The 23,916-nt window shown below is 37.5% G+C and carries 19 protein-coding genes; 17 read left to right on the top strand and 2 right to left on the bottom strand.

Annotation, left to right across the window (positions count from 1 at the left end; all coding sequences use genetic code 11):
* Window positions 1-81 precede the first annotated feature (81 nt).
* The 3 genes from BTO23_RS06000 (at window position 82) to mepK (ending at window position 3,905) form a co-directional block, all read left to right on the top strand.
* Window positions 82-1,491 (top strand): amidohydrolase, encoded by a 1,410-nt coding sequence (locus tag BTO23_RS06000; protein ID WP_105063159.1) that lies wholly within the window; start codon window positions 82-84, stop codon window positions 1,489-1,491.
* Between the two features lie 143 nt (window positions 1,492-1,634).
* Complete coding sequence (locus BTO23_RS05995; protein WP_060990790.1) at window positions 1,635-3,176, top strand: L,D-transpeptidase family protein; 1,542 nt, start codon at window positions 1,635-1,637, stop codon at window positions 3,174-3,176.
* A 177-nt stretch (window positions 3,177-3,353) separates the two neighbouring features.
* Complete coding sequence (mepK, locus tag BTO23_RS05990; protein ID WP_060990791.1) at window positions 3,354-3,905, top strand: peptidoglycan L,D-endopeptidase MepK; 552 nt, start codon at window positions 3,354-3,356, stop codon at window positions 3,903-3,905.
* 99 nt (window positions 3,906-4,004) lie between these two features.
* Here the strand turns inward: mepK and asnS are convergent, their stop codons facing one another.
* Window positions 4,005-5,405, bottom strand: coding sequence for an asparagine--tRNA ligase (asnS, locus tag BTO23_RS05985; RefSeq protein WP_105063158.1), 1,401 nt, complete (start codon window positions 5,403-5,405; stop codon window positions 4,005-4,007).
* A gap of 267 nt (window positions 5,406-5,672) precedes the next feature.
* Between asnS and queD the strand changes: the two genes are divergently transcribed.
* From queD to BTO23_RS05955, 6 genes are all read left to right on the top strand, one after another.
* On the top strand, window positions 5,673-6,035 hold the full coding sequence (gene queD / locus BTO23_RS05980) for a 6-carboxytetrahydropterin synthase QueD (protein ID WP_045101882.1): 363 nt from the start codon (window positions 5,673-5,675) through the stop codon (window positions 6,033-6,035).
* Between the two features lie 240 nt (window positions 6,036-6,275).
* Window positions 6,276-7,424 carry an efflux RND transporter periplasmic adaptor subunit gene (locus BTO23_RS05975; RefSeq protein ID WP_045101883.1) on the top strand — a complete coding sequence of 383 codons (1,149 nt, stop codon included), beginning with the start codon at window positions 6,276-6,278 and terminating at the stop codon, window positions 7,422-7,424.
* A complete protein-coding gene (locus tag BTO23_RS05970; RefSeq protein ID WP_105063157.1) occupies window positions 7,417-8,700 on the top strand; it encodes a TolC family protein in 1,284 nt (427 codons plus the stop codon). Before BTO23_RS05975 ends, BTO23_RS05970 begins: the two co-directional genes overlap by 8 nt.
* A complete protein-coding gene (locus BTO23_RS05965; protein ID WP_105063156.1) occupies window positions 8,697-9,914 on the top strand; it encodes an ABC transporter permease in 1,218 nt (405 codons plus the stop codon). The genes BTO23_RS05970 and BTO23_RS05965 overlap by 4 nt, the downstream gene beginning before the upstream one ends.
* A 2-nt stretch (window positions 9,915-9,916) precedes the next feature.
* Window positions 9,917-11,200 carry an ABC transporter permease gene (locus BTO23_RS05960; protein WP_045101885.1) on the top strand — a complete coding sequence of 428 codons (1,284 nt, stop codon included), beginning with the start codon at window positions 9,917-9,919 and terminating at the stop codon, window positions 11,198-11,200.
* A gap of 40 nt (window positions 11,201-11,240) precedes the next feature.
* Window positions 11,241-11,912, top strand: a complete 672-nt coding sequence (locus BTO23_RS05955) for an ABC transporter ATP-binding protein (RefSeq protein ID WP_045103290.1) — start codon at window positions 11,241-11,243, stop codon at window positions 11,910-11,912.
* A gap of 73 nt (window positions 11,913-11,985) precedes the next feature.
* Here BTO23_RS05955 and BTO23_RS05950 read toward each other — a convergent pair whose 3' ends face one another.
* A complete protein-coding gene (locus BTO23_RS05950; protein ID WP_105063524.1) occupies window positions 11,986-12,963 on the bottom strand; it encodes an endonuclease/exonuclease/phosphatase family protein in 978 nt (325 codons plus the stop codon).
* A gap of 223 nt (window positions 12,964-13,186) precedes the next feature.
* Here BTO23_RS05950 and sbcD point away from each other — a divergent pair, with 223 nt between their 5' ends.
* The 8 genes from sbcD to BTO23_RS05910 all read left to right on the top strand — a co-directional run bounded on the left by sbcD (window position 13,187) and on the right by BTO23_RS05910 (window position 23,911).
* Entirely contained in the window at window positions 13,187-14,431 is a 1,245-nt protein-coding gene (sbcD, locus tag BTO23_RS05945) for an exonuclease subunit SbcD (protein ID WP_105063155.1), read from the top strand.
* A complete protein-coding gene (locus tag BTO23_RS05940; RefSeq protein WP_105063154.1) occupies window positions 14,428-18,108 on the top strand; it encodes an AAA family ATPase in 3,681 nt (1,226 codons plus the stop codon). The genes sbcD and BTO23_RS05940 overlap by 4 nt, the downstream gene beginning before the upstream one ends.
* 57 nt (window positions 18,109-18,165) lie before the next feature.
* Window positions 18,166-18,651: an acyl-CoA thioesterase gene (locus BTO23_RS05935; RefSeq protein WP_060990797.1), complete on the top strand. Its 486-nt coding sequence runs from the start codon at window positions 18,166-18,168 to the stop codon at window positions 18,649-18,651.
* Between the two features lie 174 nt (window positions 18,652-18,825).
* Window positions 18,826-20,223, top strand: coding sequence for an MATE family efflux transporter (locus BTO23_RS05930; protein ID WP_105063153.1), 1,398 nt, complete (start codon window positions 18,826-18,828; stop codon window positions 20,221-20,223).
* 432 nt (window positions 20,224-20,655) lie between these two features.
* On the top strand, window positions 20,656-21,810 hold the full coding sequence (locus BTO23_RS05925; RefSeq protein WP_060990799.1) for an amino acid permease: 1,155 nt from the start codon (window positions 20,656-20,658) through the stop codon (window positions 21,808-21,810).
* 100 nt (window positions 21,811-21,910) lie between these two features.
* The gene (locus tag BTO23_RS05920) at window positions 21,911-23,077 is read left to right on the top strand and encodes an amino acid permease (protein ID WP_060990800.1); all 1,167 of its coding nucleotides are present in this window, start codon (window positions 21,911-21,913) and stop codon (window positions 23,075-23,077) included.
* A gap of 69 nt (window positions 23,078-23,146) precedes the next feature.
* A complete protein-coding gene (locus BTO23_RS05915) occupies window positions 23,147-23,506 on the top strand; it encodes a DUF2799 domain-containing protein (RefSeq protein WP_060990801.1) in 360 nt (119 codons plus the stop codon).
* A 45-nt stretch (window positions 23,507-23,551) separates the two neighbouring features.
* On the top strand, window positions 23,552-23,911 hold the full coding sequence (locus BTO23_RS05910; RefSeq protein WP_060990802.1) for a DUF2799 domain-containing protein: 360 nt from the start codon (window positions 23,552-23,554) through the stop codon (window positions 23,909-23,911).
* Window positions 23,912-23,916: the final 5 nt, after the last annotated feature.

Raw genomic sequence — 23,916 nt, 5'->3', positions numbered from 1 at the left:
ACCTAATGACAATTCGCTTGATTAAAAAATATTAACGTATACCATCCCTGCGAATTATTCTTACTTTTTGCGAGTCAGTCCATGTATTTAAAAAAGACCTTATTAGCAGTGGCTATTGCAGCAAATACTTTTGTCACTTTTTCAGCGCTTGCAGCTCAGCAGGTTGATTTGTTGATTACTGATGCAACGCTATTAACAATGAATGAGTCTAAACAAACATTCGAAAATGGCGTTGTTGCAATTAAAGGTAATAAAATTGTTGCTGTTGGTGATCAAAGCATCGCAAAAAACTACACAGCGAAAACCATGTTAGATGTGGACGGAGATATTGTTTTACCCGGTTTAATTAATACACATACTCATGCCTCAATGACTGTTTTTCGTTCATTAGGCGATGATGTTCCTGATCGTTTACACCGTTATATCTTCCCTTTAGAGAAAAAATTAGTGTCACGCGACATGGTTCGTATTGGTGCTAACCTAGGTAATGTTGAGATGGTTAAGGGTGGGGTAACCACTTATGCGGATATGTATTACTTTGAAGACGAAGTTGCAAAGACGGTCGACAAAATTGGTATGCGTGCAATTTTAGGTGAAAGTGTTATTAAATTCCCTGTTGCTGATGCCGCAAATGCAGATGAGGGGATTCAGTACGCCCTAAACTTTATCGAAGAATATAAAGATCATCCTCGTATCACACCAGCGTTTGCTCCTCACGCACCATATACAAATACAACTGAGACGCTACAAAAAATTGCGAAACTATCATTAGAGCTAGACGTTCCTGTTATGATCCACTTAGCTGAATCTCATCGCGAAGAAGAAGTCATCGCTGAGCGTGCTAACGGAATGTCTCCAGTAGAATATATGCATAGTATTGGTGCGCTTAATAAAAACCTTATTGGTGCGCATATGATTCTTATTGATGATAAAGATATTGAATTAGTAAAAGAATCAGATATGGGTGTTGCGCATAACATGAGTGCTAACATCAAATCAGCCAAAGGCGTTTCTCCTGCTCTTAAAATGTATGATGAAAATGTACGTATTGGTTTAGGTACTGATGGTCCAATGTCTGGTAATACATTAAGTATTATTGATGAGTTTAACCAAGTTGCTAAAGTTCATAAGTTAGTAAATAAAGATCGCGCAGCTATGCCTCCAATTAAAGTTATTGATATGGCAACGATGGGTGCAGCTAAAGCGCTTCATATGGAAGACAAAATTGGTTCTATTGAAGTGGGTAAGCTAGCAGATATTATTGTTGTTGATACTAAGGCACCTAATATGTTGCCAGTATATAACCCATATTCAGCATTGGTTTACTCTGCAAATTCAGGCAATGTTCGTCATACAATTGTTGATGGTAATATCTTGATGAAAGATCGTGAAATGCTGACGGTTGATGAAGATAAAATTCGCCAAGAAGTGATTGAGTTTACAAAAATAGTACGTGAAACCGTTATTGAAAGTGGTGAAGTCGTTCAATAATAGACATAGTTTTATGTCTTTGATGAATTTAAAGAGTCGATTATTCGGCTCTTTTTTTGGTTTTTAATTACTAGAGGTTAACTTGATATTCACCTATTGAAGACTAGTATAAAAGTACTGGCGTATTTTTATTAGGGGATTTCATGGGTAGATTCAATATATTACTTATTGCTTTGTTAATGCATGTGTCTTTCGGTGTTTATGCGTCCAGCAGCGTAAATAATTACATTAAAGAATATCAATCCCAGTTATTCTATCCTGAACTCGTGGCTAGCTTTTATCCTTATTCACAACTCAAATGGCAATTAGTTAAAGACAGAAGACAGTTAAAAAATCAGCTAGGTTTACTTGTATTAGCTGATGTGAACGATGATCTTCAAAAACGATATGATCTTCTTCAACAAACTAAAGGGCTAGAGTTTGATATTTTAGCAACAGATACATTATTGTATTTCTCTGTATATAAAGAACTAATTTCAACGCATGGTATTAAGTGGCTGTTTGGCGGAAGGTTAGATGGGAATATTGGCCAACCATCAGCACTTGCTATAAATACAATAAATCAGCATTTTCAAAAAAACAATTTATATCAATTGGTTATTACACTACAGCCGCAATCTGAGCAATATTTAGATTTATATGAACGTTTGTATTTATATTATGATCCTTATCATCAAGAAGCACCTAAACTTGAAGTAACCCGCTTGCTCAAACCAAACCAAGTTATACCTTATAAGTCATTGGTTTACAGGTTGAATATTTCAGGTGATCTAAATAAAAGGCAACTTCAGTATTTCCTGAAGAAAGATAGTCGTATATACAACGAAGAGTTAGTTAGGGTAGTTAAAGGCTTTCAAGAAAGGCATGGTTTGGTTGCAGATGGCATTATTGGGGAGAGAACACTTTACTGGTTAAACATGAGTGCAAATGAAAGAGTTCGGATTATTGCGCTTAATATTCAGCGATTACGACTGTGGGAAGAAAAGAGTAATCGGTTTGTATTGGTAAACATACCGTCTTATGAAATGGGGTACTTTCAAGAAGGTGAATTAATTTTTAAAAGTAAAGTGATCGTAGGTAAACCAGCCAGAAGAACGCCTTTATTTACCACTCGATTAGATTCGATTGTTTTTAATCCAAAATGGAAAGTACCGACTAAGATCATGAGGGAAGATATATTGCCTAAAGCATTTGATGATAAAGAGTATCTTACAGAGCATAATTTTGAAGTACTCCCGTCATGGTTAAGTAATAACGTAATACCTTTTGACAATATTAAATGGGAAGAAATGACAGCTGAGAATTTTCCTTATAAGTTAAGACAAAAACCAGGGGGAACAAATGCATTAGGAAAATATAAATTTAATACCCCTAATAAGAACTCGATTTACTTGCATGACACTCCCTCAAGATCGTTATTTAAAAAACAACATAGAGCTTATAGTTCAGGTTGTATTCGAGTCGAGAAAGCATCAGAGTTTGCACAACTTTTGATGGAAGAGTCAGATTATACTGCGACAGATTATGAAAACTATAATCGATTACCAAAAACAAATTCTGTTGGTTTAGAGCAAAAAATAGCCGTTTATACAACTTATCAAACGACATGGATAGATGACAAAAACATAATTCAATTCAGAAATGATATCTATAATTACGATGAATGGAGTAAATCTAAAAATTGACGTACTTTTTACAAAATGAATAAATACTTATAATTCTCTTTCTGCTCAATAAGTAAGCTGTTCTTTTTCAGAAGTAACATATAAATAGATCTGTTCATTATTTGACCGATACTGGTTAAGTGTGTATCTTTGCGCTCAGTTATTGATTGATCTATTTATAAGTGAGCTGTTTACTGCATGTCTGAATTTAGTCCATTACGCCGTAAAATCCTTCTTGGTGGCGCTGCTACTGTTGGTTTAAGTCTTTTTCCTACGTTATCTTTCGCATCACAATTTGAAGAATCACCACGTAAATTAGCGTTAAATAATTTGCATACTGGGGAAGAGTTAGAGACTGAGTATTTCAATGGACGACAATATCAGAACTCAGAATTAGTTAAATTGAATCACTTATGTCGTGATTTTCGCCGAAATGAAAGTATTTCTATGGATACAGGGCTTTTTGATCAGCTTTCTGCTATTCAAAAAGTCATTGGTTGTGATACCCAAGTGCAAATTATTTCAGGTTATCGTTCTCCGGCAACGAATGAAATGCTGCGTGGTAAATCACATGGTGGCGTAGCGAAGAAAAGTTTGCATATGTTAGGCCGAGCAATGGATTTCCGTTTAGAAGGCGTGCCATTAGCGGAAGTAAGAAAAGCAGCTTTATCATTAAAAGCGGGCGGAGTAGGGTATTATCCTGGTAGTAACTTTGTTCATATTGATACTGGTCGAGTTCGTTTCTGGTAATTATACCTAAATATATAGTTAAAAAAATGGCGACCGCATTGGTCGCCATTTTTGTATTTCTTTCTTCTAGATTACTTATCTCAATTGAGATAGAGCTAATTAGAAGTTAGCTGAACGTGGAGTACGTGGGAACGGAATAACGTCACGAACGTTGCCCATACCAGTTACGTAAGACACTAGACGCTCAAAGCCAAGACCGAAGCCAGCGTGAGGTACAGTACCGTAACGACGTAAATCGCGGTACCAAGTCATGTGTTCAGGGTCGATACCCATTTCAATCATACGTGCATCAAGAACATCTAAACGCTCTTCACGTTGAGAACCACCGATGATCTCACCAATACCAGGTGCAAGAACGTCCATCGCAGCAACTGTTTTACCATCGTCATTTTGACGCATGTAGAATGCTTTGATGTCTTTCGGGTAGTTTTTAACGATAACTGGTGCTTTGAAATGCTCTTCAGCAAGGTAACGTTCATGCTCAGAAGACATATCGATGCCCCACTCAACGTCGAATTCAAATTTCTTACCAGAGTCGATAAGGATTTGGATTGCGTCAGTGTAATCAACTTGTGCAAAATCAGAGCTAACAAATTGCTCTAGACGAGTGATTGCTTCTTTATCAATGCGAGAAGCAAAGAATTCTAGATCATCACGACGTTCAGCAAGAACCGCTTCGAATACATACTTAAGCATGTCTTCAGCCAGTTTCGCAACGTCATCTAGGTCAGCAAAAGCAACTTCAGGTTCAACCATCCAGAATTCAGCTAGGTGGCGACTTGTGTGTGAGTTTTCAGCACGGAAAGTCGGGCCAAATGTGTAAACTTTGCTTAATGCACAAGCGTAAGTTTCTGCATTTAATTGACCAGATACTGTAAGGAATGTTTCTTTACCAAAGAAATCTTTGTCGTAATCAACATTGCCTTTGTCATCTAAAGGTAGATTGTTGTGATCAAGTGTTGATACACGGAACATCTCACCAGCACCTTCAGCATCAGATGATGTGATTAGTGGTGCAGACATCCATAAGTAACCTTGCTCGTGGTAGAAACGGTGAATAGCTTGAGACAGACAGTTACGAACACGTGCAACCGCGCCAATCACGTTAGTACGTGGGCGAAGGTGAGCAACTTCTCGTAAATACTCAATTGAGTGACGAGTTTTCGCCATTGGGTAAGTATCTGGGTCTTCAACTAAACCAACCACTTTTACTGCCGTTGCAGCAAGTTCGAAATCTTGGCCTTTAGCAGGAGAAGCAACGATAGTACCTGTTACTTCAACAGAACAACCTGTTGTTAGTTTTAGGACTTCTTCATTGTAATTATTTAAGTCATTAGGAACTACGGCCTGAATCGGATCGAAACAAGAACCGTCATAAATAGCTAGAAATGAGATTCCAGCTTTCGAGTCGCGACGTGAACGGATCCAACCGCGAACAGTTACTTCACTGTCTACCGCTAGTTTACCGCTTAATACGTCTGTTACAGGCGCGTAAGTCATGTTAATTACATTCTCCATTGTTGTGCTACATGCACGAATATTTTTTATTTCAAGGTAGACATATTACCTTTCTTATTAATAGCTTCAAGTGTTGTTATGCGATAAAGATAAAAATTCAGGATAAGAATCAATTTTCGTTATAAATTCGTCGAAAAAAACATCAATATGGTTAGGTTGTATGAACTTAACTACCACGAGTCTTGTTGTTTAGTAGGGAAGTAGAGTACTATCCTAGCTTCATAATATAGGTAATAGAGATTTTAACTAATGACAACTGAACTATATAAAGACTTCATGTTTGAAGCAGCACACCATTTACCACATGTACCAGAAGGTCATAAATGTGGTCGTCTTCATGGTCACTCTTTTTTAGTTCGTTTGTATGTTGAAGGTGAAGTAGACCAACATACTGGTTGGGTTATTGATTTCTCTGAAATTAAAGCGGCATTTAAACCAACGTATGATCGTCTTGATCACTACTACTTAAACGATATTGAAGGGTTAGAAAACCCAACAAGTGAAGTATTAGCTAAATGGATTTGGAACGAAGTAAAACCGAACCTTCCATTACTAAGCAAAATAGAAATTAAAGAAACATGTACTGCAGGTTGTACTTACCGCGGTGAATAATTAACGTATATTCGTTAAATGATGAAAGGCGTCTATATACTTAGACGCCTTTTTTGTTTCTTATTTTAATCAAATCTTTTACGTAATTATCTCGCCACTGGCTTATTTCAGGTTGGTATAAATACAAATCTATACAAATCCATACATTTAATTTTATAAAAAATATATTATTATAGTTGGATTGAACATAATAAACCTCTGCTTGTCCTATGTTTATTAATATTATCATTCAGTTTTTATATGGAATTCATTATGAAAAAGCGTTGGCTCTTTATGGCTTTATTATCTACATCTATTGCCGGAGCAGGGTATTATTTTTCAACACAAGCAGCAGTACAAAATGAGGCATTACCGTTTGTGGTTGCTTCTCTTGGCTCTGTTGAGAAGAAAGCAGTAGCTGTAGGTCATGTTGTTCCTGCTCATTCCATTTCAATCAAATCGCAAATAGATGGAATTGTTGGAGAAATATATCATCAAGTTGGTGAGGTCGTTACCGCTAATACACCATTAATTAAAGTTCGACCAAACCCAACGCCAGCTGCATTAATGCTAGCAAATACGGATTTAATGCAAAGTGAAGCAACACTAGAATCAGCGCAGAAAAAGCTAGAGAACCTTAACCAATTAATTGAGCAAAATATTATTCCTAAAAATTATGGAGAATATATTCAAGCTAAATCTGATGTGAAATCTAGCAAGGCAGATGTACAGCAAAAAAGACAAAATCTTGATCTTATCCGTAGTGGAGAGTCTTCTGTTGGTAATTCTAAATTGAACTCAACAATTGTCGCGCCAATTAACGGTACTATACTAAATTTGAAAGTTGAAATTGGTGAGCCCATTATATCTACAGTATCGAATCAAGAAGCGACGGAGATGATGTCGATTGCAGATATGAGCGATATTATTTTTAAAGGCAGTGTTAGTGAGCATGATGCAGCTCAATTAACTGTTGGAACTCCAGTAACCGTTATTTTAGCTCCATATCCAGATATTGTGATGTCAGGAGAATTAAGTAAAGTTGCAGTGCAGTCAGAGACATTAAACTTAACAACCACCAACAGCTCACAAAGCTTTGATAATGGTTTTCAAGTTGAAGTTGGTCAGATCCAATTTCCAAAGAACATCACTATTCGTTCAGGTTTTTCAGCAACGGCTCAAATTATTCTTCAACAATCAATCAATGTAATCACTATCCCAGAGCGTTCATTACAATTTAATGGAGATGAGCCAGAGGTTTGGGTTATTGATGAGAGTGAAAATGGTTATTCACCTAAAGCGGTGACACTCGGTTTATCTGATGGAGTCATGGTAGAAGTACTTTCTGGATTAGCTGAGGGTGAAGAGATTGTTGATATGAGTATGATGATGGGTGAACCAAATGCGTGATAAATCCTCAGCAAAAAATGCTCTTCGCCTTCTTTCTTTTAGTCTTATGGTTAATAGCGTAAGTACGATGAGTTATGCGTTAACTATTGAAGATGCATGGCAAGCGACAAAGCAATATGACCCAACGTATTTACAGTCACAATTAGATGAAAAAATAAGTGAAACTGAAATACGCTCAAGTAGAAGTGCTCTACTTCCGAGTGCAGAGATTACTGCAGGTTCTACTTGGAATGAAGGTAGTGATAATACCAATAATTACGGAATTAGGCTAAATCAAACCATTTGGGATAGCAGCAAATGGTCAGTACTTGATCAATCTCAAGCCTCATTATTAGCTTCTCAATTGAAAGTAAAACAGAGTCATAATGAGTTAGCTGAACGATTAATTAATGTATATCTTGACCTTGCCCAATCTCAAGGTGACCTCCGTTTAGCACAGCAAAAGTTTGATGAAGGCACAAAAATGTTACGTATCATTGAGCTACGTTACAAAGCTGGGAAAATTCAATCTGTTGAGTTGGAGGATATGCGATCTAACCATCTTGATGAAGAAGCAGAGATATTAGCGAGTCGCTCACGAGTTGAAGATAAAAAAGCTAGTTTGATTGGGTTAATCAATATGGAACCTACTCAAGTTGATGAAATTAAGACTACTAACTTATCACCGCCGAAATTGATAGTGAACAGTAAACAAGAGTGGCTGAAATTAGCAAGTAATCATAGCCCTGAATTATTAGCGGCAAAACAAAGTATTCGAATTGCAGAGTTGGAGACAGAGCAGGCTAAAACAGGTTATTACCCTACGATTACAGGGTCTGTGGGATATAGCGACAGTACCCACTCAGATGATGAATTGAATGCAAATTTAAACTTGAGTTTACCTCTTGATTTAAATGGTTCAACAGCAGCCAGTGTTGATCGTGCTAAGTTAAAAGTTCATCGTGCTAGACAAGATGTTCGAGCGGTAGAGATCGGAATAAAAAGTACCATTTCTAACCGATATACTCAGCTCTCGTTGAATTGGCAACGTGTTGAAATGGCAGAGAAACAAGTTGCGTCGAGAGAACTAGTGTTAAAAAGTAAACAAGCGATTTATAAGGCAGGTATGGCTGAAGCATCTGATGTTATTGATGCACATAATCGTTTGTTTAGCAGTAAAAATACTTTGCAGTCATTGCTTTATCAATATTGGCAATATCGTATTTCTTTACTTAAGTCTGTTGGTAAATTAGATAATGAAACCATAGCCTTGATTTCACAGGCATTGCAATCATGATAGCTTTATTATCTCAAACGATACAGACCTTATTGGCTCATCGTTTGAGAAGCTTTCTGGCTATCCTCGCAATTGTATGGGGCATTATTTCAGTTTTGGTTTTAGTTGCTCTTGGTGAGGGGTTCTATCAGACAAATACAAAATCTTTTGCCCTATTAATGAGTGATACTCAGATAGTGTTTCCAGGACAAACTACCAAGGAGTGGAAAGGAAGGCCCGTGAGAAGATTGATCTTGCCTTCTGAAGTAGAAGCTCGCCAAATGCTTCATCACCCCGCGATTGAGAATATATCAGTGATATATGGTAAATGGGATGCTAGCGTTACGGATAATCAAGGTCGCTCTTTACCCGGTAATGTTACTGGTATCGATGATCAATTTATTGAATTGCGAAATGTGAAACTAAACAAGGGTTCACGACAAATTAACCGTAGTGATTTGGTTAATCATAACCGTGTTGCCTTGGTTGGTTGGCAGTTAGCAGAGATAGGTTCTTTACATATAGGAAGCTCTTTAAATATTAATGGTATCCCTTTTAACGTTATTGGTATTACAAAGAAAAATGAAGGTGGGATTTCATTAAATGATGATGCTAGTCAAGCAATGATCCCAAGTACAACCTTTACTGATTTATGGAAAAGTAAACCGAATATGTTGCTTATTTCTCCTGTTGAAGGTGTTTCTGGTTTGCTATTAAGAAAGAGTATATTGTCATTTTTTGCTAATCAGCAACATTTTGATCCTAATGATAAAGATGCGATGTATATGCCTGACTTTGGACAAGAAGCTGAATTTTTTAAAAAACTATTAAGGGGTATTCAACTGTTCTTAGGAGCAAGTGGTGCCATGACTCTAGCTGTTGGCTCACTAGGTGTTGCAAATATAATGTTTTTATCAGTAACTGAACGAACTAGAGAAATTGGAGTTCGACTTGCGATAGGTGCAACACCTAATAATATTTTAGGCCAATTTTTAATAGAAGGAGGGATCCTCGTTGTGTGCGGAACCGTCATTGGAGTTATGTTCTCCTATGGCATAGTCATGCTATTAAATATGATTGGTATGCCTGAATGGCTTGGCGAACCAATGATCACACTCGATGCCATTAAAATATCATTAGGAGTAACGGCAGTATTTGCATTGTTAGCCGCGTACTTTCCTGCACGTCGAGCATCGAACTTACTTCCTGTAATTGCCTTAAGTGCGAGGGCTTGATAATGCTGTTGCCAATGAGACAAATATTTCAAGAAATGGCTGCTGAGAAAGTACGTTTGAGTTTAACTATCTTAGCAGTTGCATGGGCGACATTATGTATAGCCACCATGCTTGCTGCCGGTGAAGGCTTACGTCAGGGGTTGATCCGAAGCTCAGAGAATGGGAATGGGAAGTTAATCTACCTTACCGGAGGTTATGCCACTATAAATTCAGGCAATTTCTACACAGGTAAAGAATTGCAGATTAAATCGGAAGACTTAGATGTAATAAAAGCCTTACCAAGTGTAAAGCATGCTCAACCAAGTGCTATTTGGGATGAACGTGCAAGTTATAAAGATCATCGGACTTGGCAAAACCCACTTGCCGTATTCCCTGGCTATCAAGCATTAACTGGCTTAAAAATAGTACCAGGAGGGCGATGGTTTAATCCTTTAGATATCAAAGAACAGCGTAAAGTGATTATATTAGGTGAAAGCGCCGCTATTTCTTTATTCAATGAGTCGGATGACTTTGATTGGATTAATACCCCGAAATTAGAGGTTGATCCGGTTGGTAAAAAAGTAAAAGTAGGCAGTGAAGAGTTTACCGTCATTGGTTTAATTAAGCGCAGTAGTGCAAATATAGAGCAAGGTATACCACTTAATGAGTCTCTTTTTGTACCGTTTACTACTTGGAAGCGTTTTCATCAAAACAGTGCCATTTCTGCCATTAATATAGAGCCAATAGCGAGTGCAGATCGCATACAAGTTGCGAAAACAGTTAAACAAGTGATTGCCAGAAAGTATGGTGCAAGCATTGAAGATGACCAATTGGTTCAAGTTCAAGATATGTTATTAAGACAAAAAACCATGCGACAATTTTTAATTGGTTTACAAAGTTTTTTAGGCATTATTGGTTTAGTTACCTTGGGGGTCGCAGGGATTGGGATTGCAAATGTAATGTACGCCACAGTTAAACGAGCGACTAAAGATATTGGTGTCAGAATGGCAATTGGGGCAACTCCAACAACCATACGTCTACACTATTTAACACAATCATTGTTTACTATGAGCCTTGGAGGTATGTTGGGTTTAAGCTTAACTTATCTGTTGATTGTATTAATGCAAACGCTCCCTTTGACTGGAAATGGTTTGTATGATCAACTAGGCCAGCCAAAACCAGAACTCTCTTTACCTATTGTTGGTTTAGTTATATTTGCTTTAGGATTTGTCGGTATCTTAGCCGCTTGGTTCCCCGCAAATAGAGCCGCAGGAATAACCCCATTAGAGGCATTACAAAGTGAATAGTAATAACAATACAGCTATATCTGGATCTGAAGACTTAGTAATGTTGCGTGATATTAGCAAGCATTATAAGAGCGGAGAAGAAGAAGTTCGAGCTTTGGATTGCGTATCTCTCTCAATTAAAAAAGGGGAATTTCTTTCGATTTTAGGGCCATCAGGATCTGGAAAATCAACCTTGATGAATATGCTAGGTTGTTTAGATACCCCGACAATGGGTGAATATTATCTGGATAGTAAAGATGTATCAGCCTTGAGTAGTCACCAGCTAGCAGGAATACGAAATCAGAGCATTGGTTTTGTATTTCAAAGCTTTAATTTATTAGAGTATGCGAGTGCACTTGAGAATGTAGCATTACCTTTGGTTTATCGTGGAGTTAAATCCGCAGAAAGGAAAAAGAAAGCGGCAGCTCTACTAGAGCGAGTTGGGCTAGGTGATAGGATGAATCATAAACCGAATCAGCTATCTGGTGGGCAAAAACAGCGTGTTGCGATTGCGAGAGCTTTAGTTAATGATCCTCAAATTATATTGGCTGATGAACCAACAGGGGCTTTGGATTCAAAGTCAGGGGCAGACATAGAAGCGCTCTTTAATGAACTGCATCAGGAAGGACGAACCTTAATTATTGTAACTCACGATAATGCCCTAGCTCAGAGAACAAAGCGCATTATCAACATTAAAGATGGAAAAATAATTGCAGATGAGCGTTTAGCTTAGTTTCACTGGTATATTCATATTGAATATCAGGCGTTTGATATTATCCAAATAGGTAAGATATCAAACGTCTTTTTTATGCTTGTCGTATACGGGCTGTAATTGAAACTAGCGCATGATCCGTACTGAATTGGTCAATATCAAATCTTGGATTCACAATGTGCTGATCTGTTACTGTGTAATCAATAACTTCTAAAATATTGCCCGAAAATGAACTATCAAACTCGTTAGACAGCAGTATGTAATCCAATACAGACCCTTTTGCTCCGTAATAATGGGTACTTACTCGCTCTTCCAATAAATCTGCGCCTTTTAATCCACAGTAAATATTCCAACTGTCTTTAAGCTGAAATCGAGTTAAATAATCGGTACTGAACTTATCAAACCGTAACTCATGAGACAGTAGCCCTTTAAATTCATCATGAAACAAAGGTTTATTAAAATCGCCCATCATAATAACGGGTTGGTTTGATTCTTTACGTTGTTGAATTATATGATTATGTAAGATATTCGCTTCTAATCCACGCTGAACAGTCGAAAGCCAAGAGCCTAGCTGTTCATCGTGAAGTTGATGAAGAGGAGAGCTATTGAGTTCATCCTTTACATCACTTTCTTCTGGCTCTTTAGGGCGCTGAGACTTGAAGTGAACTACATAACAGTCAGTAATTCCAAGATGAGGCAGTTCAATAGAGGCATGGATAGGTACGCGATTAAATTCAAATTCAATCCCAAACCGAGATAATTGAGCTTGCTTGGCAATAACCGGTTGAGAATTTAAAATAGGATAACGCGACGCAAAGGCAACAACAGGAGAATTAAATACATAGCCATCTTCTGACTTTGGTTCATCGACAGTAGAAAAGTATGAATAACCCAGCTCGTTAACTAGAGTCTCTAAAGCGCTTGGACTAAAGACTTCTTGAAATCCAATTACATCAGAGTTTAACGCCGTGATCTTATCCTTAAACCAGCCCTGTTTCTTCTGCCATTCCTCTTGAGTGAGTATATTTTCAAAATCGTAATACGCATTAGGCGGCTCAACAAAGTTGAACATATTGATGGTGGTAAACGTTAGGCTTTCAGGAGATGGCAAATTAGATACTCATGTTGTTATTATTGATGGAATTGACGTTTATTAAACAAAGTATAACAGCATGAAGTAAGGTCAACACGTGCTAATAGTTTTAAGTTTAAAAGCTTATAAAAGTACATAGTTTCTCTCCCAGATGGTATAAAAGGGGTATCGTCTTCTCTATCCATCAAACAAGTTGATATTTATGCGTATTTTACATACTTCTGATTGGCACCTAGGTCAAAACTTCTTCACTAAAAGCCGCCGTAATGAGCACCAAAAATTCATTATCTGGCTACTTGAACAAGTACAAGAAAATGCCATTAATGCGGTCATCATTGCCGGAGATGTATTTGATACGGGTGCACCACCAAGTTATGCGCGTGAAATGTATAACCAATTTGTGGTGGAGATGAACAAAGTAAATTGCGAATTGATCGTGCTTGGTGGAAATCATGATTCTGTGTCGACACTCAATGAATCAAAACAATTGTTAGCACATTTAAACGCACGAGTAATTGCCAATACTAATGATGATTTATCGACTCAATTATTAACACTTCCAAACTGTGACGGTTCTGTCGGTGCTATTTTATGTGCAGTTCCGTTTATACGCCCACGTGACGTTGTCACTAGTGTGGCGGGTTCAACCGGTGTAGAGAAGCAACAAGCACTCGGCGAAGCGATTAAACAACATTATCATCAACTGTATCAAAAAGCGCTAGAACTAAGATCTGAGTTAGATCTTGATGTACCTATTATCGCTACTGGTCACCTAACGGCACTAGGTGTTAAACAATCAGATTCAGTTCGTGATATCTACATTGGCACATTGGATGGCTTTGCTGCTGATGGTTTCCCGCCTGCAGATTACATCGCGCTTGGTCATATTCACCGACCTCAACTTGTGGCTAAATCTGATCATATTCGTTATTCAGGCTCACCAATCCCATTAAGTTTTGATGAGTTAAAATCTCAAAAACAAGTTGTGATGGTGGAGTTTGATAAAGCAAGCGTAACTCAAATCTCTCAAATTAATGTGCCTATGTTTCAACAAATGAAGGCATTAAAGGGCGATTTAGAGACAATAGAGCAAGAGTTAGCACAATTTAAAGAGTGCGAAGAAACCACATGGTTGTGTATTGAAGTAGAAGTTCAAGATTATTTATCTGATTTACAGCAACGTATCCAAACGTTAACTCAAGATTTGAATGTAGAAGTGTTGCAACTGCGTCGTGCTAGAAACCGTAGCGAACAAACCTTAGCGCAAGAAAAAACAGAAACGTTAGCAGAATTAACGCCTTTTGATGTATTTACCAAGCGGATAGAGCAAGAGACGTTTGAGACAGAGAAAGAGCAGCAACGCGCAGAAAGAATGACAATGAAATTTAAACAGATTTTGTCAGAAGTAGAGCACAAAGATACCGATTTACAAGAAGGTGATGCATGAGAATTTTAAGCCTAAGTTTTTCAAATTTGAACTCATTAAAAGGTGAGTGGAAAATTGATTTCTCAGCATCTCCTTTTGCTGAAAATGGACTGTTTGCGATTACCGGTCCAACAGGGGCGGGTAAGACGACGATCTTAGATGCTATCTGTTTAGCGCTTTATCATAAAACACCTCGTCTTGGTGGTATTTCAACCTCAAGCAATGAAATCATGACACGTGGCACGGCAGAGTGTTCTGCGGAAGTGGAATTTGAAGTGAAAGGTAAAGCGTACCGTGCGTTTTGGAGTCAACGTCGTTCTCGTGGCAAGGTGGACGGAAATTTACAATCAGCCACAGTTGAGCTTGCAGAAGTCGATTCTGAAAAAGTATTAGCAACACAAGTCAAAAAGAAAGATGAGTTAATCAACTCGATTACTGGTCTTGATTTCTCTCGATTTACAAAATCAATGATGCTCTCTCAAGGTCAATTTGCGGCGTTTTTAAATGCCGATGCTAATGATCGTGCCGGTTTATTAGAAGAGCTGACAGGTACTGAGATTTACGGTCAGATCTCAGAAAAAGTGCATGAGCATTACAGCGTATCAAAACAAAAATTAGCCGAGCTTAAAGCCAAAGCGGAAGGGGTTGAGCTGCTTTCTGAAGAGGATAAGCAAGCATTAATCGACGAGCAAGTTGAGTTGCAAACGAACCAAAAGCAACAGCAAGCTCAACTAGCAGAATGGCAAGCACATGTTGAGTGGTGGATTGCAGATGAGAAAAATCAACAACAGTGGCAGCAAGCGACTGAAAATAACCAATTCGCGTTAGATAAGCAAAAAGAAGCGCGTACTCAGCTACATCGTTTGGCACAAAGTGAGCCAGCAGAAAAACTGCGCGTACCGTATCAATTATGGCAAGAAGCGCAAACTCGCTTTGATGGTGTCGTAAAAGAGCTAACACTGACTGAGCAATTACATCAGAAAACATCAACTGAGAAAGTGGCTATTGAGTTAACTGTTACGCAATTAAAACAAGTATTTGATAGCATTAAGGTTGAGAGTAAATCGTTAGAAGTATTGATTAATGATTCAGTGCAACCATTAGATACTGCAATTGCACAGTTAACTCAACAATCGCAAGAAAAGCAGCAACAACTCACGCAAGTGAATACTCGTCTTCAAGATGGTAGTAATAAACAACAGCTATTAGAGGTATCATTAACAGAGTTAACGTCTAAATTAGCAGTACTGAATAGCTATGTAGAAACGCATCAATCAGATTTGAATTTAGAGCGTTATTTAGGTCAATGGAAGGCTCAAGTTAGTTATATTTTACAGCAAGATAAAGACACTGCATCTTTAGCGAATAAAATTGAGCAAGCTAATAAAATAGTCGCGACTTTACTTGAGAGTGTAAGTCAAAAAGATGTGGAATTAACGCAGATTCAAAGCACATTAAATAATGAAACAGAAGCAACGAAAAGCGCTGAACTTGTATTTAAACAGCAACAAGAAAAAGGCACTGAAACGGAATTAACAGAGCAAATCAACGCACTTAATACTCGTCATCATTACCGTGTGGAGTTGAATCATACTAATAATGAGTTTTTACGTGCTGAAAAAGAGCAAAAGACGTTAAGCGAAGACCAAAAAACGCAGAGTTACACGATTATAAAATTAGAATCGCAGCGTGCTGAACTTGTTATTGCCTGTAAGCTGCAAGATCAGCAAATCTTAGATTTAACGACGCTAATTGAGCAAGAAGGTGATCTCGTTAAGTATCGTGCTCTATTAGAAAAAGATCATGATTGTCCATTGTGTGGTTCAACGCATCATCCGTTACTAGAAAAAGCGCAAGCATTAGATATTAATGTAACGATACAGCGTAAAAAAGAGGCAGAACAAAAGCGAGTTGAGATTGTAGAGCAAGGTCAATCGGTACGTGAGCAGCTAGATTCATTAAAAGTAAAACAAGAGCACACCCAAACTCAATTAATTCAATGGCAACAAACGGCAAAAATGACTAAGCAACAATGGTCAGCATTAATGGAAGTAACGCAACTCACTTTGGCTTTGGGAGATACCAATGGTATTACTCAATTTATTACTGAATGTGAAGCGTCGTTACTTACTTTAAGTGAGCAGATAAAACAATTACGCCAAGCAGATGAAAAGCACCGAGTTCAACAAACTCAATTACAACAAGTTCAGCATCGTCTCGATACGTTAAATAAAGATCTTAATTATGATCGTCAATCATACCAAGCAGCAACTCAGCAACTGCAAGATGACAATCAAAAATTAATGCGATTACAACAACATCAAACAGAATTGAATCAACAGTTAACCACAGAGATTGAGCAAGCAGGGTTTATTACCCCTGATCTTACTCAAATTCAATCTTGGTTTGTGCAAAAAAAGCAAGATTTACAGCAAATTCAGCAACAAGTTGAAAATCGTCAAGCATTGCTTCAACAGCAGCAAAAAATGCAAAGTGATCAAGGCCATTTAGCTGAACAGTTGAAAGAACTAAACTCTCAACAGCAGGTTTCTCAAACTGAAGTGCAAAGATTGGCGAGTGAGTTGCAACAACATCAGCAAAAACGTATTGAGTTGTTTGGAACACAAGATATCAAAACTGCACGTTCTGTAATGACAGATAAGTTGAATACCTCAGAACAAACTTATGATGTTGAACAGCAGAAATTGCACGTATTGGTGCAAGATCTTGCGGCTTTAGATGGCAAACTAAATAACCTTAAAGAGAATCATGTAAGCAGTAAAAGGCTATCAGCAGAGCGTTCTGATGTATGGAAAGAAGCACTATCGCACAGTCCGTTTGAAACACTTGAGTTATTCCAAGCTGCGTTGATTTCAGAAGAAGATCGCCAACAGCTACTAAGCTTAAAAACAGAAATACAACAAGCGATTGAGCGAACTATTGCTCTACTAGAGAGTGCACAGCAAACCAAAGAACAACATTACCAAGAGCCCAAAGCCGTTGAGTGGCAATTAATACCAAGAGAAACCGTTGAGGCTGAGTTAGCTCAAGTGAAATCTCAATCCGAAACATTAGTGAAGCGAGAGGGTGAAATAGCTCAAGCATTACGCTCAGATAGTGAACGTAAAACTAATCAAAAAGCCTTGTTTGAAGCGATTGAAGCATATCAATCTGAATACGATGATATTCAATATCTGCATTCATTAATTGGGTCGCAAAAAGGTGATAAATTCCGTAAATTTGCTCAGGGGCTAACGTTAGAAAATTTAGTATATTTAGCCAATAAACAACTTACTCGTTTGCATGGGCGTTACGAATTAAAACGCAAAGCCAGTGATGGTTTAGAACTTCAAGTCCTCGATACATGGCAAGGCGACGTTGTACGAGATACTAAAACACTATCGGGTGGTGAGAGCTTCCTTGTAAGTTTGGCGTTGGCACTTGCACTTTCTGACTTAGTAAGCCATAAAACAAGTATTGATTCACTGTTCTTAGATGAAGGGTTTGGTACGCTAGACAGTGAAACATTAGATATGGCGCTTGATGCGTTAGATAACTTAAATGCATCAGGAAAAATGATCGGAGTGATCAGCCATATTGAAGCGATGAAAGAACGTATTCCAGTACAAATAAAAGTCACCAAACGCAGTGGTTTAGGCGTGAGTGAACTAGAAAAACAATATAAAAAAGTCAGTTAAGTTTGTTGCTCGTTACATTATTATAAAAATGATAATACAGATTAAAAGGAAGTAAGAATGGGAAAGAATAAACGCGAAGTGACATTACGTTTTCTTGCTGAACCAGGGGATGTGAACTTTGGTGGTAAGGTTCATGGTGGTGCAGTAATGAAATGGGTCGATTTAGCTGCTTATGCTTGTTCAGCTGGGTGGAGTGGTAAATATTGTATTACGGCTTATGCTGGTGGTATTCGATTTGTTCAGCCTATTCATGTCGGTAATCTTGTTGAAGTGACGGGTAAGGTTATTTATACCGGAAAGTCATCAATGCATATTGCTATTGATGTTCAAGCCAGTGATCCTAAAGAGCTTGAAAACAGATTAACAACTCATTGTATTGTTATCATGGTTGCCGTTGATGAAAATGGCAAGCCAACAGAAGTACCAGAGTGGATCCCTCAAACGGATGAAGATATTCATTTGCGTGAATCAGCGATCCGACTAATGAATATGCGTAAAGAGATAGGTGAAGAAATGGAAGCTCACGTTAAGTATTTGAAATAAGTTAAATTACCTTTACTTGTCATTTTAAAGTTAAAAGTCAGCCAGCAAAGTAATACTTTAGTTAGGTTTCTTTTTGTTGTAGCTGACTTAACTATTTTCGTACCTATTAATGAGTGCTGTTGCTGTTTTTGATATTCTTAATTTACAACTTGAATTAAGTGGTAAAGATGCAAAGTGAGAGTAACAAATCTAAGTTTAATTAATAACGTTTATAATCATGCTAATGGTGACTTTTTTCGCCGTCTATTTTTGATTGCTATTCCGATTACCCTCCAAAGCATTTTATTATCCAGCAAAAGTTTAATTGACGTTTTTATGCTTGGGCAACTTTCAGAGGCTGACATTGCTGCGGTTGGTGTAGCCAGTAGAGCTATCTTTTTTACCACGATTATATTAACGGGTGTAGCAACGACAGGAGCATTGTTAGCAGCTCAGCACTGGGGAGCTAAAGATAATAAAGGCTTACGTGAAACCACAGCATTAACGTGGTTAACTTCAACAGTTGGCGCGTTTATTATTATTGTTATTTTGCAGTTTAGTGCTGAGATGGTCATGCGATTAGCGTCATCAGACTCTACCGTTATTGAGTTAGGTGCTGAATATATACGAATTACCAGTTGGAGTATGCTAGCCATAGCCTTTAGCGCTAGCTTAGGTGCTAGCTTTCGCTCCATTCAAAAGCCCGGTGTCAGCACTTTTTTTAGTGCGATAGGTATTGTTTGCAATATCTTATTTAATTGGGTATTAATTTTTGGTCACTTAAGTTTTCCTTCGTTGGGGATCAAAGGGGCTGCGATTGCGACAGTAATCAGCTCTCTTATTGAAATTACTCTCTTTTATGGTTACTTGGTTTATCAAAAGCATCTTTTAAGATTCACCCTAGCTGACATTATCTCTAGTGCCAGTTTAGATAAGATAACGCCATTCATTCGTTTAGCTATCCCAACAACAACCAACTTTCTTTTATGGGCTGGTGGGCTATTCGCTTATACCGCCATTATGGGACAAACAGGAACGGAAGGTTTAGCTGCATTTGCTGTTGTGACCCCTATTGAAGCGGTTTCTCTAAGCTTTTTAATGGGTATTGCTAATGCTTCTGGGGTGCTAGTTGGTAATCATATTGGTGCGAAAGAATATGACAAGGTATATTACCAAGCGATATTAATGATGATCGTTGGGTTTCTTGTTACCTTAATGGTATCAATAACACTCTATTTTTCAAAAGAAGCTATTTTAAACCTATTTACTGCATTAACCGCCGATACCAGAGAGCTAGCCGATACTTTCTTGTCGATTTTGTGTGTTGGTATAATGCTTCGCTCGATTCCTACAACATTAGTTGTTGGTATTTTAAGAGCGGGTGGGGATGTAAAGTTTTGTCTATATCAAGATATGCTTACTCAATGGTTCTTCGGTATTCCAATTGCTGCATTAGGTGCGGTCTATTTTGGCTATCCTGCTGAAATCGTATATAGCCTATTCTTTTTGGAGACATTGTTTAAATGGTTTGCTTGCATCTACCGTTTAAAAAGTAAGAAATGGATAAATAACCTTGTTGAGAAAGAGGTATAGGAAAAACTTGTACTTTAAAGGGTTGCATTGAAAGCCTCATTATATAGAATGGATCGGGCTACTATATTGGTAGTTCGGTCAGTAAAGGATTTACTGACGTTCTTATAAAATGGAATGTGACTAATTAGGATGTACACATGATTTTTCAATTAACATCAGGCCCATTGTTAGAGCCTACAGAAGGTTCACCACACGCGACTTGCTCTACATCGACAGCAATTACCTCTTCACGCTTCCTTTCGTCTCAGTTTCTTGCGTTTCGCTTTCTCTCGTATTTTCGATTTCTCCGTTTTTATTCGTAATTAATCAGCTCTAACTTCAACCGTTTGCCCTCATTTGTGGTGTATTTTTGCGCGCGTTGAATTTGAAAAGCTAAAACTAAAAATAAATTAGAACTAAAGTTCAAACTCGAATAAAAACGAAGGAACAATTATGAATTTAAAATTAATCGGCAGCTCTCTTATTATTTCAGGTACCGCACTGGGTGCTGGTATGCTTGCAATCCCTATGGTTTTGGCTCAATTTGGCCTGCTGTGGGGAACTGCGCTAATGTTACTTATCTTTATTGGTACAACATATGCTGCCTTATTACTATTAGAAGCAAGTATTAATGTGGGTGGTGGTTTAGGAATGAATACCATCGCTCGTAAAAGCTTAGGTAAAGGAGGACAGCTAGTTACTAACGGTTTGCTGTATGCTTTACTGATCTGTCTCTTAATGGCTTATATCCTTGGGGCAGGGGACCTATTGAATAAATTATTACGCAATGTTGGTTTTGATTTATCTCTAGTACAAAGCCAAGTTGCGTTTACTTTAATTGCGGGTGTAATTGTGGCATCTGGTACTGCGGTGATTGATAAGTTAAACCGCGTCCTTTTTGCAGTTATGTTATTAATGCTTTTACTTACATTGGTGTTTTTAGTTCCAGGTATTTCATTAGACAACTTAACTCAAGTATCAAATTCAAGTGGTTCTGAATTAATTCAAACCAGTGCAATTATCTTTACTAGTTTTGGCTTTATGGTCGTGATCCCATCATTAGTGTCATATAACAATGAAGCGACACCAAAACAGTTGAGAAACATGGTTATTGTTGGTTCTGCGATCCCATTGGTGTGTTACTTAGTATGGTTATATGCGGTGGTAGGTAATTTAACTCCTGAGCAAATTACGCATTTCTCTAATGTGTCAGAATTGATTTCAGTATTTAGTGCTGATCATGCATTTATTAATGCTGTACTTTCTAGTTTCACTGGCCTTGCATTATTAACGTCTTTCTTAGGTGTAGCGATGGCTTTGTTTACTCAAAATGAAGATACGTTTAAACAAAATAAAGTAGTGACATATGTGATCAGCTTTATCTTACCTTTATTGGGTGCCGTTTTTGCCGCAGATCAGTTTTTATCTGTATTAAGCTATGCAGGTATTATCTTAGTGTTCTTAGCGGTTTTTGTTCCTTTAGGTATGGTTGTTAAGCTAAGACAAGTGGAAAATCAAGACAGAAGTTACGTCGCAGAAGGTGGAGCTACAATGCTTATTTTCTCTTTTGTTTTTGGTACTTTTTTATTGGTTTCTCAAATTATTTAGTCACCTATTTTAAAGCTAATATATTTGTGCCCTATGTTACAGATAGGGCGCATACTTTACTCTTTTATGAGTAATCATTTTCATGAAATAAGAATACACGATGAATTTTAAATTATTTGGCAGTGCATTAATCCTTTCAGGTACCGCTCTTGGCGCTGGAATGCTAGCTATTCCAATGGTATTGGCGCAATTTGGATTATTTTATAGCACTTTGTTAATGTTAGTTATTTGTGCGGGAACAACTTACTCAGCACTATTACTAACAGAGGCGTGTTCAAAAACTGAGTTAGCATTTGGTATTAATACCGTTGCAAATAGAACACTGGGTAAAGGTGGGCAGATTATTACTAATGCCTTATTTTATTTGCTGCTTATTTGTATGTTGATTGCTTATATTTTAGGCGCAGCTGACTTAATTAAGCGTATATTCTCAATGTTCGCTATTGAGATGAGTATAGAAACGGCACAAATTGGTTTCACATTAGTAGCGAGTGTATTTGTCGTTTGTGGTACTCAAATTATCGATAAACTAAACCGTGTTTTGTTTTTGTTTATGGTTTCAATGCTTGCGATTACCTTGGTGATATTAGTTCCTGGCATTTCATCAGATAATTTAATACAGGTAACTAACACTGATACTGGAATGTTATTCAACACAAGTACTATCTTGTTTACTAGCTTTGCTTCAATGCCGGTGATCCCATCACTTGTTGCTTACAATAAAGAAGCCACAAGTAAACAGCTAAGAAATATGATTATTTTGGGTTCTATCATTCCGTTAATTTGTTATTTAGTTTGGTTGTATGCAGTTGTTGGAAACCTAAATGCTGATGAGTTGACTCACTTTTCTAATATTTCAGATCTAATTCAAACATTTAGTGCGAAAAATGAATACATTGAAATAATTCTTTCAATCTTCACTTCTCTTGCTTTGTTGACATCATTTTTGGGTGTAGCAATGGCACTTTATAATCAAAATAAAGATATGATTTCGCATAATAAGATAGTGACTTATGTCAGCACGTTTATTTTACCGTTACTAGGTGCAAGTCTTGCAGCGGATCAGTTTTTATCGGTGCTTGGTTATGCTGGTGTAATTCTTGTTTTCTTGGCTATTTTTATTCCATTAGCAATGGTGGTGGCATTAAGAAAGAAAGCCCAAAATACCGCCGAACTGTCTATTCATACTTATGAAGCGGAAGGTGGAAAAATAGCTTTAGGGCTGACATTAATATTTGGTCTTCTATTATTAATTAGTCAAATTTAATAGAAATTATGATCTAATCCTCTACAATTAACGTAAAAGATAATGTGTTCTTTGTAGAGGGTCAGCAAAATGAAATTTTTAATAATTAGTGCCGCTGCTTTATTACTTGCAGCATGTTCATCAACACCACCCCCAACATCAATGTTAGATAGTGACTGGCAACAATTTGGTTACGACAGAGCAATGAAGGGGTTAGTTGTTCAGTCTGATACTAAATTAATAAATCAACTTGATGGTAGCCAATTAAAAGAGAATAATTACCAAGCCTATCTTATTGGTTACGAAAGTGGACAAGAAAAGTATTGTCAACAAAGTGCCTATATATTAGGTGTTGTTGGTAAACCATATAATGGAATATGTGATAATTCTGACTGGACTTTCCGTCAAGATTATAACAGTGGAAGGCATTCAACAGCCGGCGGAATGTAGTTATTACGCATCATTGGATGAACAGATAATAAAAGGATCAGAGGCATGAGAGCAATCTTAATAGTGATGGTTTCACTTTTTCTTGCAGCGTGTTCAAGTACAGCACCATTAACGTCAACACAAGACAGTGATTGGGGTACTTATGGTTTAGAAAGAGGCGAAAAAGGCTGGAATTTTGAATCTAAAGAACAAATAGTGGCTCTTTTAGATGGCAAAGAGTTTAAAACTTCTAACTATGATGCATACGTTGCTGGATACAATAAAGGATTACAAGAATATTGTGGACAGGACGCGTTTGAATTAGGAACTAAAGAAGGTGTTTATACTGGGGTTTGTGACAGTATAAATAAAGACTTTAAATATGAGTATTTACGAGGTTATAACTCGACTAAAAGAGGGATGTAATGTCT

Source organism: Aliivibrio sifiae, assembly GCF_002954715.1.
Classification (GTDB): Bacteria; Pseudomonadota; Gammaproteobacteria; order Enterobacterales; family Vibrionaceae; genus Aliivibrio; species Aliivibrio sifiae.
This window is presented reverse-complemented; position numbering and strand designations above follow the sequence as displayed.

What these genes read in the sequence shown, in the direction of transcription:
- BTO23_RS06000 (WP_105063159.1), top strand. Translation starts at nt 82, where the DNA reads ATGTATTTAAAAAAGACCTTATTAGCAGTGGCTATTGCAGCAAATACT.
- BTO23_RS05995 (WP_060990790.1), top strand. Translation starts at nt 1,635, where the DNA reads ATGGGTAGATTCAATATATTACTTATTGCTTTGTTAATGCATGTGTCT.
- mepK (WP_060990791.1), top strand. Translation starts at nt 3,354, where the DNA reads ATGTCTGAATTTAGTCCATTACGCCGTAAAATCCTTCTTGGTGGCGCT.
- asnS (WP_105063158.1), bottom strand. Translation starts at nt 5,405, where the DNA reads ATGACTTACGCGCCTGTAACAGACGTATTAAGCGGTAAACTAGCGGTA.
- queD (WP_045101882.1), top strand. Translation starts at nt 5,673, where the DNA reads ATGACAACTGAACTATATAAAGACTTCATGTTTGAAGCAGCACACCAT.
- BTO23_RS05975 (WP_045101883.1), top strand. Translation starts at nt 6,276, where the DNA reads ATGGAATTCATTATGAAAAAGCGTTGGCTCTTTATGGCTTTATTATCT.
- BTO23_RS05970 (WP_105063157.1), top strand. Translation starts at nt 7,417, where the DNA reads ATGCGTGATAAATCCTCAGCAAAAAATGCTCTTCGCCTTCTTTCTTTT.
- BTO23_RS05965 (WP_105063156.1), top strand. Translation starts at nt 8,697, where the DNA reads ATGATAGCTTTATTATCTCAAACGATACAGACCTTATTGGCTCATCGT.
- BTO23_RS05960 (WP_045101885.1), top strand. Translation starts at nt 9,917, where the DNA reads ATGCTGTTGCCAATGAGACAAATATTTCAAGAAATGGCTGCTGAGAAA.
- BTO23_RS05955 (WP_045103290.1), top strand. Translation starts at nt 11,241, where the DNA reads ATGTTGCGTGATATTAGCAAGCATTATAAGAGCGGAGAAGAAGAAGTT.
- BTO23_RS05950 (WP_105063524.1), bottom strand. Translation starts at nt 12,963, where the DNA reads ATGTTCAACTTTGTTGAGCCGCCTAATGCGTATTACGATTTTGAAAAT.
- sbcD (WP_105063155.1), top strand. Translation starts at nt 13,187, where the DNA reads ATGCGTATTTTACATACTTCTGATTGGCACCTAGGTCAAAACTTCTTC.
- BTO23_RS05940 (WP_105063154.1), top strand. Translation starts at nt 14,428, where the DNA reads ATGAGAATTTTAAGCCTAAGTTTTTCAAATTTGAACTCATTAAAAGGT.
- BTO23_RS05935 (WP_060990797.1), top strand. Translation starts at nt 18,166, where the DNA reads ATGGGAAAGAATAAACGCGAAGTGACATTACGTTTTCTTGCTGAACCA.
- BTO23_RS05925 (WP_060990799.1), top strand. Translation starts at nt 20,656, where the DNA reads ATGAATTTAAAATTAATCGGCAGCTCTCTTATTATTTCAGGTACCGCA.
- BTO23_RS05920 (WP_060990800.1), top strand. Translation starts at nt 21,911, where the DNA reads ATGAATTTTAAATTATTTGGCAGTGCATTAATCCTTTCAGGTACCGCT.
- BTO23_RS05915 (WP_060990801.1), top strand. Translation starts at nt 23,147, where the DNA reads ATGAAATTTTTAATAATTAGTGCCGCTGCTTTATTACTTGCAGCATGT.
- BTO23_RS05910 (WP_060990802.1), top strand. Translation starts at nt 23,552, where the DNA reads ATGAGAGCAATCTTAATAGTGATGGTTTCACTTTTTCTTGCAGCGTGT.